Below are 17,858 nucleotides of genomic sequence, written 5' to 3'. Positions count from 1 at the left end.
TTGCGGAGGTGGCTCGCGCCCGTCGCGGCACCGGTCGCCGCGCTGTGCGCCGGCGCGCTCGCGTGGTGGGGAATCGGCGCGCTCGCGTCCGTCGCTGACCCGGCCCGCGTGGTGGTGGCCGATGCCGTCGCGGGGTTGCGGACGGCCGACAGCGTGCCCGGGGGCGAGCGGGCTGTCGGTGGCGAGGCGTCGCGTGGCCGGGAAGTTTCGGCGGTCACCGCCCCCGCGGGCGTCGGGCCCGGCTCTGAGTCCTTTCCGCGGATCGCGGTGACGCCCGCGAGACCGACGTGGCGCCCGAGCGAGGCGGAGAGCGCGGCCGCGCTCGCCGATGCCCGCGCGCTACCGCTGAAGGAGGCCGCCGGCCGGGTGATCGTGGCGGCGTGGTCGGGCGGCGACGCCGCGGGACTCGCGTCGCTCGTCGACAGGCTCAGCCTGGGTGGCGTGATCCTCATGGGCTCGCACGGGGACGCAGCCCAGGTCGAGTCGCTCGCCGCCGCCGCGACGGGGGCGACCGACCGCGACTGGGGCACCATCGTGGGCGTCGATGAGGAGGGCGGCACCGTGTCCCGCATGGCGGGCGTCGTGCCGACGCTTCCCGGCTTCATGTCTGCGGGCGCCGCGCGCGACGCCGACGTGGTCACCGAGGCGTACCGGGCGCAGGGCGCGTCGCTCGCCGGGCTCGGCGTCACCATGAACTTCGCGCCCGTGGCCGATGTGACGGTCGGCGCCGCGGACCCGGTCATCCGGTCGCGGTCGGCGGGGGACGAACCGGCGGACGTCTCGGCGACCGTCGACGCCGCGATCGAGGGATACGTCGACGCCGGTGTGGTCCCCGTCGTCAAGCATTTCCCCGGCCACGGTTCCGTCACCACCGACTCGCATCACGCGCTGCCGGTCCAGGCCGCGAGCATCGAGGCCCTGCGCACGCGCGACCTCGCGCCGTTCCAGGACGCCATCGACACCGGTGCTCCCGCCGTGATGATGGGGCACGTCGCGGTCGAGGCGTGGGGCGGGGAACCGGCCTCTCTTGACCCCGACGCGTATGCGTACCTGCGCGACGAGATGGGCTTCACCGGCCTCGCGGTGACCGACGCGCTCAACATGGGCGCCGTGGCTGGCGACGCCGGCGCGGTGGCCGTCGCGGCGCTCGCCGCGGGGGCCGACGTGCTGCTGATGCCGACCGACCCCGCCGCCGCGCGCGACGCGATCGTCGACGCGGTGCGTGACGGGTCAGTGCCGCGGGCGCGGCTCGACGAGGCCGTGTCGCGGGTGATCCTCGCCGGGCGGTGGCAGGCCTCGCTCGACGGCGTGGAGTCGGAGGCCGCCGACGGCGGGAAGGGCGGGGACGCCGCGGCGGCCGCGCGCGAGCTGGCCGTCGCCGGGGCGAGCCTCGCCGCGCGGGACTGCGACGCGGTGGTGGTGGGCGACGCCGTGTCACTGACCGGCGGCACCGCGGACGACCGCGCGCTTCTCGCGGCCGCGCTCGAGAGGCGCGGCGTCACGGTCGGGTCGGGTGGCACGCGGGTGCAGCTGCTCGGCTCCGACACGGGTAGCGGCGACGCCGACGTGGTGGTGGCGCTCGCGGGGCCGTGGGGCCTCGAGGGCTCCCGCGCCGACGCCTACCTTGGCCTTTACGGCAGATCGGCCCCCTCCATGGCCGCGCTCGCGGACATCCTCACGGGCGACGCGACCGCGGGCGGCGAGTGGCCCGTCGCGCTTGACCTGCCCGCCCCCGACTGCGCGTAGGGCAGGGCTCAGGCGGGGTCGAGCGCCTCGCGCGCCGCGGCGGCGACCTCCGCGGCGATCCCCGCGAGGGTCGCCGAGTGCGTGCGCCACTGCTGCCAGTACAGGGTGACGGTCACGTCCCCGCCTCCGAGGTCCACCAGACTCAGCCCCTCCCGCTGGGCGTCGGGAAGCATCGCCCACCCGAGCCCCAGCGCGATGGTGCGCGCGAACTCGGTCGACGACGGCACGTAGTGGCGCGGCGGCGCGGCGGGGTCGACGCCGCGGCCCTCGAGGTAGCGGCTCTGCAGGGTGTCCCGGCGATCGAAGTCGAGCACGGGGGCGACCGCGAGGGCGTCTGCGGTGACTCCGTCGGGGAACCAACGCGCCACGAAGTCCGGGGCCGCGACCGCGCGGTAGCGCATGCTTCCCAGCGCCGTCGAGGTGCAGCCAGGCACCGGCGTGGCGACCGTCGTCACGGCGGCCGTGACGGTGCCGTCGGCGAGCAGGGCGGTGGTGTGCCCCTCGTCCTCGCGGTGCAGGTCAAGCAGCACCCCGTGGTGGGTCGCGGCGGCGGTGAGGGGCGGCAGGATCCACGTGGCGAGGGAGTCCGCGTTGACGGCGAGCGCGACGGTGGGGTGCCCCGCCTCGATGCCGATGCGCCCCGCGAGGTCGTGGTCGAGGTGGGCGACCTGGCGGGCGTAGCGCACCACCTCGTCGCCCGCGGCCGTCGCGCGCACCGGGCGCGAGCGCACCAGGAGCACCTGTCCGGTGACGCGCTCGAGCGTCGCGAGGCGCTGGCTCACCGCCGACTGCGTGAGGTGGAGTCGGCGGGCCGCCGCGTCGAGGGTTCCCTCCTCGACGGCAACGGCGAGCGTGTGGGCGAGATCGACGGGCACCAACATGAAGCCAGATTAAGGCAAGTGAAGAAATCCTTGGTGGTGCTAATGCGAATCTCTCCCTAGCGTGGACGGCATGACCTTCCTCGCCGGCCTCGGCCTCGGCCTGTCCCTCATCGCCGCCATCGGCGCCCAGAACGTCTTCGTCCTGCGCCAGGGCATCCGCCGCGAATTCGTCGTGGTGGTGGTCCTGGTGTGCGCGCTCTCGGACGCCATCCTTATCACCGCCGGCACCGCGGGGCTCGGCACCCTCATCTCGGCGCACCCGTGGATCGAGACCACCGCGCGCATCGGCGGCGCCGTCTTCCTCGCCACCTACGGCATCCTGGCCGCCCGTCGCGCCTGGCGCGGGGGCGAGGAGGGCCTCGAGGCCGACGGCGCGGCCCGTGTCGCCACCACCCCGCGGGCCGTGGCCCTCACCACGCTCGCGATCACGTGGCTCAATCCGCACGTGTACCTCGACACTGTGGTGCTCCTGGGCTCCGTGGCGGGCACGTACGGCGACCAGCGGTGGATCTTCGCCGCCGGCGCCATGGCGGGCTCGTTCGTCTGGTTCACCGCGCTGGGCTACGGCGCCAGGCTCCTGTCGGGCGTGCTGTCCCGGCCGCGTGCCTGGCGGATCCTCGACGGCTTCGTTGCCGTGGTGATGCTGGCCCTCGCGCTCTCGCTGCTACTGGGCGCGTGACGCGCCCTAGCATGGGGCCATGGCGAGGCTCAGCGACGACGACGTGGTGCGGCTGCGCGAGCGATACGCCGCCGGGGACAGCCAGGCAGGTCTAGCCCAGGAATTCGGGGTGTCGCAGACGTCCGTCTCGGCGCTCGTCACGGGCAAGACCAGGGCCGATGCCGGCGGCCCGCTCGCCGTCGGCTCGCCGAGGCCGCGACGCGCCTCGGCACCCGCGTCGGCCTCGCCTCGGGTGCGGCTCACGGACGCGCTCGTCGCGCAGGTGCGCGAACGGGTGGGTGCTGGCGAGGCGCGAGCCGAGGTGGCATCGGCCCTCGGCATCTCTAAGGCGAGCGTCGATTCGATCATGTCGGGCAGGCGCGGCGGCGCCGCCTCGACCCGGGCGGGTGCGCTCGACGACGCCGCCCGCGCAAGGATTCGCACCGCACACGCCGCCGGCCAGTCGCAGAGCGCCATCGCCCGCGAGCTCGGCACCAGCCAGCAGATGGTGAGCAAGGTGCTGCGCGCCGCCGATGAGGACTGACGTTTCTAGAGGGGCTCGGCGATGAGGGCCACGCGTCGCCCGCCCACGCGGGTGAGGATGACCGTGAGGCGCGCGTCGCCCTTCAGCTTGAGCTGAGGCCGCAGCTGCTCGGGCGTGATGTCGACGCCGCGCTTCTTGATGTCCACCGTGCCCACGCCGCGTGCACGTAGCGCCGCCGCGATCGCCTTCGCCTTGAGCGGGGTCGTCTCGAGTACGCGGTAGCCGCGCGTGAACGGGGTCACTGACGGCGCATCGGTGGTGAGGTAGGCGATGGTGGGATCCACGAGGCGGCCGCCGATGCGCCCCGCCACCTCGGCGACGAGCCCCGCCCTGATGAGGGCGCCGTCGGGCTCGTACACGTACTCGCCGAGCGGCCCGGCCTCGGCCTGATCCGTGGAGCCCGTTAGCCGGTGCGCCTCGCCCCCGCGCAGCACCAGCGCGGCGTGGCCGGGCGCGTGCGCGAGCGGGCCGTGCCACAGCGCCGCCTCCACCACTGAACCGTCGACGGAGACCCACTCGGCCTCGGCATCGGCCGGCACCGCGTCGTGCGGGATGGCGGGCCCGACCTTGACCCCCAGCGCTGGGTGGGTGGCGCGCAGTGCGAGCACGTCGTCGAGCGCGGGGGAGTAGTCCTTCGGGTCGTGGCGGCGCCCGCGTGCGGTGCGCCTGGCGGGGTCGGCGAAGAGGGCGTCGACCTCGAGGCGCGAGGCGATCTCCATGGAATCGGCGTGCACCACGCGGGCGGTGTCCCAGTGGCGCAGGTTGTGGTCGGCAAGCAGCGCAGTCGCCTCGTCCCTCTCGATCGCCGTCACGGCGATGCCGAGGGCGGCGAACGCCATCGCATCGGCGCCGATGCCCGAGGTGAGGTCCGCGACCGAGCGCATGCCCGCGTCGCGGTAGCGAGCCGCATGGCGGGCGGCCACCGCGAGGCGGGTGGCCTGCTCGAGTCCGTCCTGGGTCAGCAGCATCCCGTCGGCGAAGTCGCCGAGCTTCGCCCGCGCGGCCGCACGCAGCCGCGACTGCGTGAGGGCGGCCGCCACGAGCGCGGGATCGACCCCCTGGGAGCGCATGGACTCGCCCATCGCGAGGGACAGGCGCTCCTCGTAGGGTGGGAGCGCGTCGACAAGGGCGAGACCGTCCGGGGACGTGAGCAGGCGGGCGGTCGCGGCATCCATGCCCCGATCCTTCCACGGCACGGTTCGCGCGCGGTGAACACCCGGTGATCGGTTAGCACTCGTGGGGGGTGAGTGCTAAATTGGTCAGCGTCCCGGCATCGGGATGCGTGGCCTCCATCGGCCGTTCTGACCCCCGCGACGGCAGGTCGGACGAGGAGCCGCGACACACACATCTGTCATGGATCACGGAAGGTGAGGTCCGCTGTGTCGGTCTCTATCAAGCCTCTTGAGGACAAGGTCGTGGTGAAGCCCTCTGCCGCCGAGCAGACCACCGCGTCCGGCCTCGTCATCCCCGACACCGCCAAGGAGAAGCCCCAGGAGGGCGTCGTCCTGGCGGTGGGCCCCGGTCGCGTCGACGACAACGGCAACCGCATCCCGGTTGACGTCGCTGTGGGTGACAAGGTCATCTACTCGAAGTACGGCGGCACCGAGGTGAAGTACGGCGGCGAAGAGCTGCTGATCCTCTCGGCGCGCGACCTGCTCGGAGTGGTGCAGTAATCGCATCCGCGTAAAACAGAGGGCCCTCGGACATCGCGTCCGGGGGCCCTCTGTCGTTGCGTCGTCTAGCTCGCCTGCTTGAGGCGGCCGGCGAGCATCGCGTGACGCTCGTCCTCGCTCATCCCGCCCCACACGCCGAACGGCTCGCGCGCATCCAGCGAGCGCTCGCGGCACATGTCCAGGACGGGGCAGCGGGCGCAGTACTGCTTGGCCGCCTCCGCGCGACGGCGGCGGGCGGCGCCGCGCTCACCCTCGGGGTGGAAGAAGAGGTCGGGGTCGGCCTCGCGGCACGCACCCTCGTACTGCCATTCCCACTGATCCTGCGTCGGTGCGGGTAGCTTCGCAACCGAGTCCATGGCGCGCTCCAATCTCCGAAAAGAGACTCGCCGCGACTCGTCATTGAGTCGCGATCCGTCAGTGTTCACACAGACCGGCCCAGAGCCCACCGCCAGGGGTGGAGGGCTCGGCCCGAAAACGCCATCTACAGACATTCATACCTGGAAGAACGGGGTTTGGCTAGACCCATTTGTCCCGTTCACCGAGTGTTCGCAGGGCGGCCGATGCGGACGGCGAGCCGCGCCTCGTCACCCGCCCCGGCATCGGCCAGGAGCACGTTCGCCCCGTCCGTGCGTGCCACGTAGAATCTGGCCATGGCGCCCGAGCTCAACGATCCCTTCACCCAGACCGGCCTCACCTACGACGACGTCCTGCTCCTTCCCGGGCAGAGCGACGTCATCCCGTCCGAGGTCGATACCTCGACCCGCCTCACGCGCGGCATCCGCATCGCGACCCCCCTCCTGAGCGCCGCGATGGACACCGTCACCGAGGCGCGGATGGCGATCGCCATGGCGCGCCAGGGCGGCATCGGCGTGCTGCACCGCAACCTGTCGATCGAGGACCAGGCCCACCAGGTCGAGATCGTGAAGCGTTCCGAGTCCGGCATGATCACCGACCCCGTCACCGTGGGCCCCGAGGCGACACTGACCGAGCTCGACGCCCTGTGCGGCAAGTACCGCGTCTCGGGCCTTCCCGTTGTCGACGAGGACCGCCGCCTGCTGGGCATCATCACCAACCGCGACCTGCGGTTCGTCGACCACTCCGAGTACGACTCGCTCAAGGTGCGCGAGGCGATGACTCCCATGCCGCTCATCACCGCGACCGAGGGCATCTCGAACGACGAGGCAGCCGACCTGCTCGCGAAGCACAAGGTCGAGAAGCTTCCCCTCGTCGACGCCGACGGCCGCCTCACGGGCCTCATCACCGTCAAGGACTTCGTCAAGACCGAGCGTTACCCCAAGGCCACCAAGGACGAGCAGGGCCGCCTGCGCGTCGCCGCCGCCGTCGGCTTCTTCGGCGACGCGTGGGAGCGCGCGACCGCCCTTGTCGACGCCGGCGTTGACGCCCTCGTGGTCGACACCGCCCACGGCCACGCCCAGGCGATGATCGACATGATCAAGCGCCTGAAGTCGGACCCCGCCACGAGCCACGTCCAGGTCATCGGCGGCAACGTCGCGACCCGCGAGGGCGCCCAGGCGCTCGTGGACGCCGGCGTGGACGCCGTCAAGGTGGGCGTGGGCCCCGGCTCCATCTGCACCACCCGCGTGGTGGCGGGCGTGGGAGTGCCCCAGATCACCGCGGTGTGGGAGGCCTACCAGGCTGCCGGCCCCGCGGGTGTCCCCGTCATCGCCGATGGCGGGCTGCAGTACTCGGGCGACATCGCCAAGGCGATGGTCGCCGGCGCCGAGTCGGTGATGATCGGCTCGCTGTTCGCCGGCTGCGCCGAGGCGCCCGGCGACCTGGTGCTCGTGGGCGGCAAGCAGTACAAGTCGTATCGCGGCATGGGCTCGCTTGGCGCGATGGCGTCGCGCGGCCGCGTGTCGTACTCGAAGGACCGCTACTTCCAGGCCGATGCCCCGAGCGACGACGACATCATCCCCGAGGGCATCGAGGGCCGCGTCCCGTTCAAGGGCTCGCTGCACAACGTCGCCCGCCAGCTCGTCGGCGGCCTTGGCCAGTCGATGTTCTACGTGGGTGCCCGCACCATCGACGAGCTGCGCTCGCGCGGCAAGTTTGTGCGCATCACCGCGGCAGGCCTCAAGGAGAGCCACCCGCACGACATCCAGATGACGGTCGAGGCGCCCAACTACCAGGGTCGCTAACGGGTGGAGGTCACCTGGCAGCTGCTCGCGATCCTCGGGGTCGTCGCGCTGCTTGCCGGGTGCCTCGACACCCTCGCCGGCGGCGGCGGGCTCATCACCGTGCCCGCGCTGCTGGTGGCTGGGGTGCCTCCGCTGCAGGCGCTCGGCACCAACAAGCTGCAGGGCACTGCCGGCACCTTCATGGCGACCACGCAGGTGATCCGGCGCCACGGCGTGAGATGGGTGGACGTCAGGCGGCCGATGCTGTGGGCCTTCCTCGGTTCGGCCGCGGGCTCCGTGGCGATCCTGTTCGTCTCGACCGATGCGCTCGAGGTCGTCATCCCCGTGGTGCTCGCGCTCATCGCCGCGTACTTTTTGTTCGTCCCCAAGTCGCACGAGCCGCCGGCCGCGCCGCGCATCACCGACCGCGCCTACGAGGGCGCGGTGGTCCCCGTCATCGGGGCGTACGACGGCGCGTTCGGCCCGGGGACGGGCTCGCTCTTCGCGCTGTCGGGGGTCGCCCTGCGCGCGCTGCCGCTGCGGCGCGCGACCGCGGTCGCGAAGACGCTGAACTTCGCCACCAACATCGCGTCGCTCCTGGTATTCGCCGTGGCAGGAAAGATGATCTGGGCCATCGGCGGCGTGATGATCGTGGGCCAACTGATCGGCGCCTACCTTGGCTCTCACCTGCTGCTCAGGGTCAACCCCCTGGTGCTGCGCGTGCTCATCGTCGTCATGTCGCTGGGGATGCTGGTCCGCGTGCTCGTGGCCTGACCCGCGCCTGGCGCGTACCGCTCAACACACGGCAGTGACGCGTGGGGCTCGTGTGGCCCGTGTGCATGCACCGTGGCCCCACCTGTCACATCGGTCCCACGTGTGTGGTGAGCGGTACGCGGCGGATGGCGCAGGGATCAGGGGTAGAGGCCGCGCAGGTCATGCGCCTCGATGACGCGCTTGACCGCCAAAGCCGTCGCCGCCTCGCGGTACGTGGTCCCGTGGACCCCCGCATGCTCCACCACGGCGTGCCAGGCGTTCGTCATGCGCTCCCCGAGCCGCTCGTTCACCTCGGACTCGCGCCACTGATAGGCCTGGTTCGACTGCACCCACTCGAAGTAGGACACGATCACGCCGCCGGCATTGGCAAGGATGTCCGGCACCACCAGCACGTCCCTGTCCGTGAGGATCTCGTCGGCCGCCTGGGTGGTGGGGCCGTTCGCGCCCTCGACCACGATCGACGCCTTCACGTCCGGGGCGTTGTCCTCGGTGATCACACCCTCGAGGGCCGCGGGCACCAGTACGTCGACGTCGAGGGTGAGCAGCGCATCGCGGTCCAGCTCGTCGGCGCCGTCGAAGCCGCGCACCGATCCCGTCGTATCCACGTGGGCCGCGAGCCGCATGACGTCGAGGCCGCCCTCGTTGACGACGGCCCCGTCGACGTCGGACACCGCGACCACGGTGACGCCCGCCTCCTGCAGGAACCGGGCGGCGTCGCGGCCCACCTTGCCGAAGCCCTGGACGGCGGCCGATGCTCGCGCCGGCTCGAGCCCCCTGCTCGCCATGGCGAGCAGGGCCACGTGAGCGACGCCGCGGGAGGTGGCGCTCGCGCGGCCGAGCGAGCCGCCGAGCGCGATCGGCTTACCGGTGACCACGCCGGGGACGGTGTGCCCCTTGGACGCCGAGTAGGTGTCCATGATCCACGCCATGGTGCGCTCGTCGGTGCCGATGTCCGGCGCCGGGATGTCCATGTCGGGGCCGATGATCGGCAGGATCTCGGACGTGTAGCGCCGCGTGACGCGCTCCAGTTCGCCGACCGAGTGATCGCGCGGCTCGATGGCCACGCCGCCCTTCGCGCCCCCGTAGGGGACGTCGACGAGCGCGCACTTCCAGGTCATCCACATGGCGAGCGCGCGCACCTCGTCGAGATCCACGGCGGTGGAGAAGCGCAGGCCGCCCTTGGCGGGCCCGCGCGAGAAATTATGTTGGACGCGGAATCCCTCGTAGACGGCGATCGAGCCGTCGTCGCGCCGCAGCGGCACCGCGACCGCCATTTCCCTGCGGGACGTGGCGAGCATGCGGTGAACGCCCTCGCTCACGTCGAGCTGCGCCACTGCCTGGGCGAGCTGTGCCTTCGCGTCGTCGAGCGGACCCCGGGTCAGGGTCGCCTCGGCGCTGATGGATGGGTTCATCCGGGCCTCCTCGTTGAGTCCCTTCCGACTCTAGCCCCGGGCGGAACCCGTCAGACGCACACCGGCCACTCGGGTCGCGGAAGGTCGTCGGTGCGGCCCTTCGAGCGCAGCCAGGACGCGAACTCCGTGGCCCAGACGCGGTGCGCCTCGACCTGCTGACCCTGAAGGTCGGCGAGCTCGACGGTGCCGAGCGCGCGGTGCCTCGCTGCCATCGCGGGAAGGAGGTCGAGCGTGGCTGCCACGTCCGCATCGGCCGCGTGAAGGTCGTCGGCGACCACGGCGACGCCGTAGTGCTCGCACATGTTGATGAGCTTGCGGGGGCCGCGGCGGTAGCGGTCGAGGTGGCGGTCGAGCACGAGCGGGTCGACCACGGGGGCGACCTCGCCGCCCGGCAGGCGCGACGCGAGGGACGGTAGGCCGTGGCGCGCGAGCTCGCTCTCGAGGATGGAGAGGTCGAACTGCGCGTTGAAGGCGACCAGCGGGAACCCCGCACCCATGGCGGCGGCGAGGATCGCGGCGATCTCGTCGAGCGCCGTCGAGGGCTGCACCCCGTGCTCCCTGGCGTGCTCGGTGGTGATGCCGTGCACCTCGGTGGCGCGCGCCGGGATCTCGACGCCGGGGTCGATGAGCCACGTGCGCGTGGTGGTCTCGCCGCCGGTGCGGGTGAGGATGGCGGCGGTCACGATGCGGTCGTGCGCCGTGGACACCCCTGTCGTCTCGGTGTCGAATCCCACCATGGTCTCGTCGAGCCAGCTCATGGTGACACTCTCCCACGGGGCGCCGACATCGCCCGCCCGCGCCGCGCATCGGCCCCGCGTGGGACACCCACCGGCACGGCGGCCGCCCGCGCCCGATAGGCTGGGGCGGTGAGCTACGAGACCGAGATCGGACGCGGCAAGCGTGGGCGCCGCGCCTACTCCTTCGATGACATCGCGGTGGTGCCCTCGCGCCGCACGCGCGACCCGCAGCAGGTGTCGCTGAACTGGCAGATCGATGCCTTCCAGTTCGACATCCCGGTGATCGCCGCACCCATGGACTCCGTGATGAGCCCCGCGACAGCGATCGCCCTTGGCCGCCTCGGCGGGCTCGGCGTCCTGGACCTCGAGGGCCTGTGGACGCGTTACGAGGACCCGACGTCGCTGTTCGAGGAGATCGCGCAGCTGGACGGCCTCGCCGCGACCGCGCGCATGCAGGAGATCTACCGCGAGCCGGTCAAGGGCGAGCTGATCGCCGAGCGCCTGCGCGAGATTCGCGCCGCCGACGTCACCGTCGCGGGCGCGCTCAGCCCGCAGCGCACCCAGGAGCACTACGAGACGGTCCTGAAGGCCGGCGTCGACCTGTTCGTCATCCGCGGCACCACCGTGTCTGCCGAGCACGTGTCGCCCGAGGTCGAGCCCCTCAACCTCAAGAAGTTCATCTACGACCTCGACGTTCCCGTCATCGTCGGTGGCGCCTCGACTTACCAGGCCGGACTTCACCTCATGCGCACCGGCGCGGCCGGCGTGCTGGTGGGCTTCGGCGGCGGATCCGCGCAGCGCACGCGCACGACGCTCGGCATCCACGCGCCCATGGCGACCGCCGTGTCGGACGTCGCCGCGGCGCGCCGCGACTACCTCGACGAGTCCGGCGGCCGCTACGTGCACGTCATCGCCGACGGCGGCCTTGGCCGCTCGGGCGACCTCGTGAAGGCGTTCGCGTGTGGCGCGGACGCCGTCATGCTCGGCGCCGCCCTCGCCCGCTCCGAGGAGGCTCCCGGCCGCGGCTACCACTGGGGCCAGGAGGCGTACCACTCCGAGCTTCCGCGCGGCGAGCGCGTCGAGGTGGGCACCGTCGCTCCGCTCGAGGAGATCCTGCACGGCCCCGGTCACCTCGCCGACGGCACCACCAACATCATGGGCGCGCTGCGTCGCTCGATGGCCACGACCGGCTACTCGGACCTCAAGGAGTTCCAGCGCATCGACGTGGTCGTCTCGCCGTACCACCCCTCCTGATCGCGTGACCCAGGCGTGGGGCCGATGCGGTGGTGACCACCGCATCGGCCCCACGCCTGCGTTGTCCCCGGTGACGCGCGGCAGGTGATGCCGCCGTCGCGACAGGTCATGCGATGACGGCACCCGCGCGTCGGCCACGCTCCTACGCTGGCCGCCGTGATCCCCGCACTCCTGCGTCCCTGGTCGCGGTTCGCCGAGCGCCGCCCCGAAACCGCCCAGTTCATCGTCTTCATGGGCGTCAATACCGCGATGACCGTGCTCCAGCTGGCGCTCATGCCCGTGCTGAAGTCGTGGTTCAACGGCACCGAGCTTGTCGACGTCTCGGTGCAGGTCATGCCGATCGGCGACACGTTCGTCTTCGACTACCCGGCGGGGGCGCTGCCCGACGGCGGCGGCGGACTCGCCTACTTCCTCGCGGTGCAGCTCACGATCGCCGTCGCGCAGACCATCAACTTCTTCCTGCAGCGCAACGTGACCTTCAAGTCCAACACCAACCCGTGGCGCGCCGCCGCCTGGTACGTGCTCGCGTACGTGGTGATTACCTTCGTCGCCGCCGTGGCCCAGGGCTTCTACAAGACGCCGATCTACGACCTGTTCATCGACACGTGGGGCCTCGGCGCGACAGGCGAGACCCTCGGCGACGTCACCACCATGCTGATCAACGCGGGCATCTCCGTCCTCGTCTTCTACCCGATCTTCAAGGTCATCTTCGGGCGCGAGGCCGAAGGTGACCGCGAGCTCGCGTCCGCCGTGTGACCGGTCGCCCCTCTCCTGGTGGCCTGTTGTGCGGCGCGTCGCGCGTCTTCGAGCCGCACATGCGGCCATTTGCGGCAGGAGAGGGGGGCAGGCAGGGGTAGGCAGGGGGAGGGCGGTCGAGCACATCCTCCCCGCGGATGACGACACGTCCCGTTTGCCCTGGTTAGGCTCTGGTGGTCCCTCGACCCCCTCACCAGGAGACCCGAGTGCCCGACCTCCATCTTGACCATCTGTCCAAGTCGTACGGCAGCCTGCGCGCCCTCGACGACGTGTCGTTCAGCGTGGCCGGAGGCGAGTTGTTCGGCTTCGTCGGCTCCAACGGCGCGGGCAAGACGACCACCATGCGCATCATCCTCGGCGTCCTGCGCCCCGACGCCGGCACCGTCTCGTGGGACGGCAAGCCCGTCGACCTCGAGGTGCGCCGCCGCATCGGCTACATGCCCGAGGAGCGCGGCCTGTACCCGCGCATGAAGGTGGGGGAGCAGCTGACCTACCTCGCGCGCCTGCACGGCTTGTCCGAGCGCGACGCGACCGCCGCGATGGAGCACTGGACCGAGGTGCTCGGCGTCGAACAACGCCGCGGCGACGAGGTCGACAAGCTGTCGCTGGGCAACCAGCAGCGCGTCCAACTCGCCTCCGCTCTCGTGCACGGGCCCGAGATCCTTGTCCTCGACGAGCCCTTCTCCGGGCTCGACCCCGTCGCGGTGGGAGTCATGAGCGAGGTGCTGCGCGATCGCGCAGCCGCCGGCGTCCCCGTCATCTTCTCCTCCCACCAGCTCGAGCTCGTCGAGCGGCTGTGTGACCGCGTGGGAATCGTCCGCTCGGGCCGCATGGTCGCCCAGGGAACCATCGACGAGTTGCGCGCCACCGACCGTCCCCAGTGGGAGCTCGCGGGCACGCTTCCCGCGGGGTGGACGGCCGATGCCCCCGGCGCCTCGGTGACGCAGGCCGGCCCGGGCGTGTGGCGGGTGGAGGCTGCCTCGGCCGAGGCCGCCCAGGCGGCCCTCGCATCGGCCGTCGGCGCCGGCACGGTGACGTCCTTCGCCCCCGTGCGCCCCAGCCTGACCGAACTGTTCCAAGACGTGGTGAGCGAGACCGAGGAGGCGGCATGAGCACCCTGTGGCTGATCGCGCGGCGCGAGTTCCGCGTGCGCACCCTTTCCAAGGCGAGCCTGATCTCGTCCGGCATCATGATCGCCGTCATCGTGGTGGGCGCGATCGTCGCGAAGCCGTTCCTCGCCGACGACGGAGAGCCGTCCCTGGTGCAGGTCGACACCGCGACCGCCGCCGACCTCGTTCCCTACCTCGAGGCCACTGCCGAGGCGCAGGACGCCGACTATGCCTTCGAGGAGGCCGACGCCCCGGCCGAGCCCGCGCTCGGCGAGGACGTCGCGGGCCTCATCTTGGGGCCCGTCGAGTCGCCCACGCTCTACGTCGAGGACGGCGACGACACCCTGACCGGCATCCTGCAGGCCGCCACCCAGGCCGCCGTGCTCGACGCTCAGGTCACCGCGCTCGGCGGCGACCCCGCGGAGGTGTCGACAGCGCTCGCGGCATCCGCTCCCACCGTCGAGACGCTCGGCGACGGCGGCTCTAGCTTCGACTCGGGCGAGTTCTTCGCCGGCTTCGCGGTGATCCTGATCCTGTTCTTCGTGCTCATCCAGAGCTCGTCGGTCATCATGATGGGCGTCGTCGAGGAGAAGTCCTCGCGCGTGGTCGAGATCCTGCTCGCGACCGTGAAGCCCGCGACGCTGCTGGGCGGCAAGGTGCTGGGCGTCGGCCTCTACGCCCTGGTTCAGGCGGCCGCGATGATCGTGCCGCTGCTGTTCGCGTCCTGGTACCTGGGGCTGCTGGGCGACCTGTCCATCGGGGTCGGGGCGCTGCTGACCAACTTCAGCATCTGGTTCGTGCTGGGCTTCGCGCTGTTCACCGTGTTCTTCGGCGGGCTCGCGGCGCTCGTGTCGCGCCAGGAGGACATCGGCGCGGTGACCACGCCGATGATGCTGCTCATGATGGTGCCGCTGTACCTGGCGATCTACCTGGTGCCGAGCGACCCCGACGGCCCCCTCACGTCCATCCTCACCCAGGTGCCGTTCTTCGCGCCGTTCATGGTGCCCATGCGCGCCGCCTTCGGGGCCATCGCCCCGTGGGAGATTGCGCTCGCCATCGGGCTGTGCGTCGCCGCGATCCCGGCCCTCGTCTGGGTCGCCGGCCGCGTCTACGCCGGCGCCGTGCTCAACACCGGCGGGCGGATGAAGCTGCGCGACGCGCTCGCGCGCCGCTGAGTCGACGACGAGGGGCCGATGCCGTGGCGACCACGGCATCGGCCCCTCGCCTGTCGTCGGGCGGGTTAGTGCTCGTCGTAGTGGTCGCCGTGCGCCGCGTGGTGGTGGCCGTCGTGGACGTAGTCCGTGTGGCCCTCGTGCGCGACTGCCTCGTGGCCGCAGTCGGTGCCGTGCTCGTGCGCGTGTGACTCAGCGACGGCGTGCACTCCCGTGTGCTCGTCGACGTGGTCGCCGTGCGGGTGATGGACGTGGCCGTCGTGGACGTAGTCGGTGTGCCCGTCGTGGGCGACGGCGGCGTGCCCGCAGTCCTCGCCGTGCTCGTGGGGGTGCTGATCGTGGGTCTCGTGCTCGGACATGGCCGCCTCCTCGCGTCGTGTCCTCGTCAGCCTAGGGCGGCCAGGTGGCCCGCGCATGACGAGGGGCCGATGCCGTGGTGACCACGGCATCGGCCCCTCGCCTGTCAGCGGCGCACGCGGCTACTCGTTGTCGCCGCCCGTGTCCTGCACCCCGGCCATGGCCTCGCGCGTCGCGGCACCGGCATCGGGCCACACCCAGTCGGCCACCTCGGGAAGGTCGGCGCCGTGCTCGCGGGCGTACCGTCGCGCCTCCAGCCGCTTGTCGTGCAGGTCCTGGCGCAGCTGCGCGGCGCGCGTTCCCAGGTGCGGCACGCGGTCGATGACGTCCATCGCCAGGTGGTAGCGGTCGATGTCGTTGAGCATCGCCATGTCGAACGGCGTGGTGGTGGTGCCCTCCTCCTTGAAGCCGCGCACGTGAAGGTTCGCGTGGCCGTTGCGGCGGTAGGTGAGGCGGTGGATCAGCCAGGGGTAGCCGTGGTAGTTGAAGATGATCGGCTTGTCCGTAGTGAACAGCTGGTCGAAGTCGCGGTCGGAGATGCCGTGCGGGTGCTCCTTCTCGGGCTGCAGGCGCATGAGGTCAACGACGTTCACCATGCGGATCTTCAGGTCGGGGAGCTCGCGGCGCAGGATGTCGATCGCCGCCAGGATCTCGAGCGTCGGCACGTCTCCGGCGGCCGCCATCACCACGTCGGGCTCCTCGCCCAGCGGCACGTTGGAGGCGAACTCCCAGATGCCCAGGCCCCTGGTGCAGTGGTCGATCGCCTGGTCCATCGTGAGCCACTGCGGAGCGGGCTGCTTGCCCGCGACCACCACGTTGACGTAGTCGCGCGAACGCAGGCAGTGGTCGTAGGTGCTGAGCAGGGTGTTCGCGTCCGCGGGAAGGTAGACGCGCACCACCTCCGCCTTCTTGTTGATGACGTGGTCGATGAAGCCGGGGTCCTGGTGCGAGAAGCCGTTGTGGTCCTGGCGCCACACGTGGCTGGACAGCAGGTAGTTCAGCGACGCGATGGGGCGGCGCCACGGCAGCTCCTGCGACACCTTCAGCCACTTCGCGTGCTGGTTGAACATCGAGTCGACGATGTGGATGAACGCCTCGTAGGACGTGAACAGGCCGTGGCGTCCCGTGAGGAGGTAGCCCTCGAGCCAGCCCTGGCACTGGTGCTCGGAGAGCATCTCGACCACGCGGCCGGACGGGCCGGTGTGGGCGCCGTCGTCCTCGCGCCGACCCTGCCACACCTTGTCCGTGACGTCGAGGACGGCCTGGATGCGGTTCGAGGCCAGCTCGTCGGGGGCGAAGATGCGGAAGTTGTCGTCGTTGGCCTCCATGATCGCCTTCAGGAAGCTGCCGAGCTCGCGCGTGGCCTCGACGGGGCCGGCGCCCGGGTTCGGCACGTCAACCGCGAAGTCGCGGAAATCGGGCATCTTGAGGTCGCGCAGGATGAGCCCGCCGTTCGCCTCGGGGCGCGCGGACATGCGCAGCTCGCCCTCGGGGGCCATGGCGCGGGTGGCGTCGGTGGGCGCGCCCGACTCGTCGAAGAGCTCGTCGGGGCCATAGGACTGCATCCACGACTCGAGCGTGCGCAGGTGATCCTCGGTGTCGCGGGCGCTGGACAGCGGCACCTGGTGCGCGCGCCACGAGCCCTCGGTGACGTTGCCGTCGATCTGGTCGGGGCACGTCCAGCCCTTGGGGGTGCGGAACACGATCATGGGCCACATCGGGCGGTCCATGCCGGGGTTGTCGGCGGCCTCGGCCTTGATCGCGGCGATCTCGTCCATGACCTCGTCGAGCAGGGCCGCGAACCGGGCGTGGATCGAGTCGTGGCTCTCGTCGTCGAAGCCGGCGACGAAGACGTGGGGCTTGTGGCCGTAGCCCTTCATGAGGTCGTTGAGCTCGTCGTCGCCGATGCGGGCGAGCACCGTGGGGTTGGCGATTTTGTAGCCGTTGAGGTGGAGGATCGGCAGGACCACGCCGTCGGTGGCGGGGTTGATGAACTTGTTGGAGTGCCAGCTGGTGGCGAGCGGCCCGGTCTCGGCCTCGCCGTCGCCCACGATCGCCGCGACAAGGAGGTCGGGGTTGTCGAAGGCGGCTCCGTAAGCGTGGCTGAGGGCGTAGCCCAGTTCGCCGCCCTCGTGGATGGATCCGGGGGTCTCGGGGGCCACGTGCGACGGGATGCCGCCCGGGAAGGAGAACTGCTTGAACAGGCGGCGCAGGCCGGCCTCGTCCTCGGAGATGTCGGGGTAGGTCTCGGTGTACGTGCCGTCGAGGAAGCTCGAAGCGACAAGACCCGGGCCGCCGTGGCCCGGGCCGATGATGTACATCGTGGGTTGCTGGCGCGCCTTGATCATGCGATTGAGGTGCGCGTACAGGAAGTTCAGTCCCGGGGTGGTGCCCCAGTGGCCCACGAGACGCGGCTTGACGTCGTCGCGCTTCAGGCCTCCCTTGAGGAGGGGGTTGTCGAGGAGGTAGATCTGCCCGACCGAGAGGTAGTTGGTGGCTCGCCACCAGCGGTCGATGCCGTCGATCTCCTCGGCCGATGCGGCCTCAGAAGTGCGGGTCTGCCAGGGGTGCTGCGTCATGTGAACCTCCGTGTCGTGGACCAACAGGTCCAGCATTCCACCGCGGCAGCCGATGCGCGAGGGCGAAG

Annotated in this window: 17 protein-coding genes; 10 read left to right on the top strand and 7 right to left on the bottom strand. The window is 71.4% G+C overall.

The window, feature by feature from the left end; translation table 11 throughout:
• On the top strand, positions 1–1,746 hold the full coding sequence (locus B7K26_RS03355) for a glycoside hydrolase family 3 N-terminal domain-containing protein (RefSeq protein WP_084077244.1): 1,746 nt from the start codon (positions 1–3) through the stop codon (positions 1,744–1,746).
• 8 nt (positions 1,747–1,754) lie between these two features.
• On the opposite strand, the gene B7K26_RS03350 is transcribed toward B7K26_RS03355, so the two are convergent.
• Positions 1,755–2,627 (bottom strand): ArgP/LysG family DNA-binding transcriptional regulator, encoded by an 873-nt coding sequence (locus B7K26_RS03350; protein ID WP_084077243.1) that lies wholly within the window; start codon positions 2,625–2,627, stop codon positions 1,755–1,757.
• 70 nt (positions 2,628–2,697) lie between these two features.
• On the opposite strand from B7K26_RS03350, the gene B7K26_RS03345 reads away from it, so the two are divergent.
• Both B7K26_RS03345 and B7K26_RS03340 read left to right on the top strand, forming a co-directional pair.
• Complete coding sequence (locus B7K26_RS03345) at positions 2,698–3,306, top strand: LysE/ArgO family amino acid transporter (protein ID WP_084077242.1); 609 nt, start codon at positions 2,698–2,700, stop codon at positions 3,304–3,306.
• Between the two features lie 19 nt (positions 3,307–3,325).
• The gene (locus B7K26_RS03340) at positions 3,326–3,829 is read left to right on the top strand and encodes a helix-turn-helix domain-containing protein (RefSeq protein ID WP_143340436.1); all 504 of its coding nucleotides are present in this window, start codon (positions 3,326–3,328) and stop codon (positions 3,827–3,829) included.
• 5 nt (positions 3,830–3,834) lie between these two features.
• Here B7K26_RS03340 and B7K26_RS03335 read toward each other — a convergent pair whose 3' ends face one another.
• Entirely contained in the window at positions 3,835–5,004 is a 1,170-nt protein-coding gene (locus B7K26_RS03335) for a class I SAM-dependent methyltransferase (RefSeq protein ID WP_084077240.1), read from the bottom strand.
• A gap of 204 nt (positions 5,005–5,208) precedes the next feature.
• Between B7K26_RS03335 and groES the strand changes: the two genes are divergently transcribed.
• Positions 5,209–5,502: a co-chaperone GroES gene (gene groES, locus B7K26_RS03330; protein ID WP_084077239.1), complete on the top strand. Its 294-nt coding sequence runs from the start codon at positions 5,209–5,211 to the stop codon at positions 5,500–5,502.
• A 65-nt stretch (positions 5,503–5,567) separates the two neighbouring features.
• Here groES and B7K26_RS03325 read toward each other — a convergent pair whose 3' ends face one another.
• The gene (locus tag B7K26_RS03325; RefSeq protein ID WP_084077238.1) at positions 5,568–5,858 is read right to left on the bottom strand and encodes a WhiB family transcriptional regulator; all 291 of its coding nucleotides are present in this window, start codon (positions 5,856–5,858) and stop codon (positions 5,568–5,570) included.
• A gap of 294 nt (positions 5,859–6,152) precedes the next feature.
• Here B7K26_RS03325 and guaB point away from each other — a divergent pair, with 294 nt between their 5' ends.
• On the top strand, positions 6,153–7,661 hold the full coding sequence (gene guaB / locus B7K26_RS03320) for an IMP dehydrogenase (protein ID WP_084077237.1): 1,509 nt from the start codon (positions 6,153–6,155) through the stop codon (positions 7,659–7,661).
• A 3-nt stretch (positions 7,662–7,664) separates the two neighbouring features.
• The gene (locus B7K26_RS03315) at positions 7,665–8,414 is read left to right on the top strand and encodes a TSUP family transporter (protein WP_084077236.1); all 750 of its coding nucleotides are present in this window, start codon (positions 7,665–7,667) and stop codon (positions 8,412–8,414) included.
• 137 nt (positions 8,415–8,551) lie between these two features.
• Here B7K26_RS03315 and B7K26_RS03310 read toward each other — a convergent pair whose 3' ends face one another.
• Complete coding sequence (locus tag B7K26_RS03310) at positions 8,552–9,826, bottom strand: Glu/Leu/Phe/Val dehydrogenase (protein WP_084077235.1); 1,275 nt, start codon at positions 9,824–9,826, stop codon at positions 8,552–8,554.
• Between the two features lie 50 nt (positions 9,827–9,876).
• Positions 9,877–10,584 carry an exonuclease domain-containing protein gene (locus B7K26_RS03305; RefSeq protein ID WP_084077234.1) on the bottom strand — a complete coding sequence of 236 codons (708 nt, stop codon included), beginning with the start codon at positions 10,582–10,584 and terminating at the stop codon, positions 9,877–9,879.
• 108 nt (positions 10,585–10,692) lie between these two features.
• Between B7K26_RS03305 and B7K26_RS03300 the strand changes: the two genes are divergently transcribed.
• The 4 genes from B7K26_RS03300 (at position 10,693) to B7K26_RS03285 (ending at position 14,857) form a co-directional block, all read left to right on the top strand.
• A complete protein-coding gene (locus B7K26_RS03300; protein WP_084077233.1) occupies positions 10,693–11,817 on the top strand; it encodes a GuaB3 family IMP dehydrogenase-related protein in 1,125 nt (374 codons plus the stop codon).
• Positions 11,818–11,973: 156 nt separating this feature from the next.
• Positions 11,974–12,573, top strand: coding sequence for a hypothetical protein (locus tag B7K26_RS03295; protein ID WP_143340435.1), 600 nt, complete (start codon positions 11,974–11,976; stop codon positions 12,571–12,573).
• Between the two features lie 206 nt (positions 12,574–12,779).
• Complete coding sequence (locus tag B7K26_RS03290) at positions 12,780–13,685, top strand: ABC transporter ATP-binding protein (RefSeq protein ID WP_084077231.1); 906 nt, start codon at positions 12,780–12,782, stop codon at positions 13,683–13,685.
• On the top strand, positions 13,682–14,857 hold the full coding sequence (locus B7K26_RS03285; RefSeq protein WP_084077230.1) for an ABC transporter permease: 1,176 nt from the start codon (positions 13,682–13,684) through the stop codon (positions 14,855–14,857). The genes B7K26_RS03290 and B7K26_RS03285 overlap by 4 nt, the downstream gene beginning before the upstream one ends.
• Before the next feature lie 65 nt (positions 14,858–14,922).
• Here the strand turns inward: B7K26_RS03285 and B7K26_RS13065 are convergent, their stop codons facing one another.
• Together B7K26_RS13065 and B7K26_RS03275 are read right to left on the bottom strand one after the other, a co-directional pair.
• Positions 14,923–15,213: a hypothetical protein gene (locus tag B7K26_RS13065; RefSeq protein WP_084077229.1), complete on the bottom strand. Its 291-nt coding sequence runs from the start codon at positions 15,211–15,213 to the stop codon at positions 14,923–14,925.
• A gap of 120 nt (positions 15,214–15,333) precedes the next feature.
• A complete protein-coding gene (locus B7K26_RS03275; RefSeq protein WP_084077556.1) occupies positions 15,334–17,790 on the bottom strand; it encodes a phosphoketolase in 2,457 nt (818 codons plus the stop codon).
• Positions 17,791–17,858: the final 68 nt, after the last annotated feature.

The sequence above is a fragment of the Demequina sp. NBRC 110057 genome (genome assembly GCF_002090175.1).
Classification (GTDB): Bacteria; Actinomycetota; Actinomycetes; order Actinomycetales; family Demequinaceae; genus Demequina.
The sequence above is the reverse complement of the archived record's forward strand: the minus strand, read 5'-3'. Positions and strand labels throughout refer to the sequence as shown.

What these genes read in the sequence shown, in the direction of transcription:
- B7K26_RS03350 (WP_084077243.1), bottom strand. Translation starts at nt 2,627, where the DNA reads ATGTTGGTGCCCGTCGATCTCGCCCACACGCTCGCCGTTGCCGTCGAG.
- B7K26_RS13065 (WP_084077229.1), bottom strand. Translation starts at nt 15,213, where the DNA reads ATGTCCGAGCACGAGACCCACGATCAGCACCCCCACGAGCACGGCGAG.
- B7K26_RS03325 (WP_084077238.1), bottom strand. Translation starts at nt 5,858, where the DNA reads ATGGACTCGGTTGCGAAGCTACCCGCACCGACGCAGGATCAGTGGGAA.
- B7K26_RS03340 (WP_143340436.1), top strand. Translation starts at nt 3,326, where the DNA reads ATGGCGAGGCTCAGCGACGACGACGTGGTGCGGCTGCGCGAGCGATAC.
- B7K26_RS03335 (WP_084077240.1), bottom strand. Translation starts at nt 5,004, where the DNA reads ATGGATGCCGCGACCGCCCGCCTGCTCACGTCCCCGGACGGTCTCGCC.
- B7K26_RS03345 (WP_084077242.1), top strand. Translation starts at nt 2,698, where the DNA reads ATGACCTTCCTCGCCGGCCTCGGCCTCGGCCTGTCCCTCATCGCCGCC.
- B7K26_RS03285 (WP_084077230.1), top strand. Translation starts at nt 13,682, where the DNA reads ATGAGCACCCTGTGGCTGATCGCGCGGCGCGAGTTCCGCGTGCGCACC.
- B7K26_RS03310 (WP_084077235.1), bottom strand. Translation starts at nt 9,826, where the DNA reads ATGAACCCATCCATCAGCGCCGAGGCGACCCTGACCCGGGGTCCGCTC.
- guaB (WP_084077237.1), top strand. Translation starts at nt 6,153, where the DNA reads ATGGCGCCCGAGCTCAACGATCCCTTCACCCAGACCGGCCTCACCTAC.
- B7K26_RS03305 (WP_084077234.1), bottom strand. Translation starts at nt 10,584, where the DNA reads ATGAGCTGGCTCGACGAGACCATGGTGGGATTCGACACCGAGACGACA.
- B7K26_RS03275 (WP_084077556.1), bottom strand. Translation starts at nt 17,790, where the DNA reads ATGACGCAGCACCCCTGGCAGACCCGCACTTCTGAGGCCGCATCGGCC.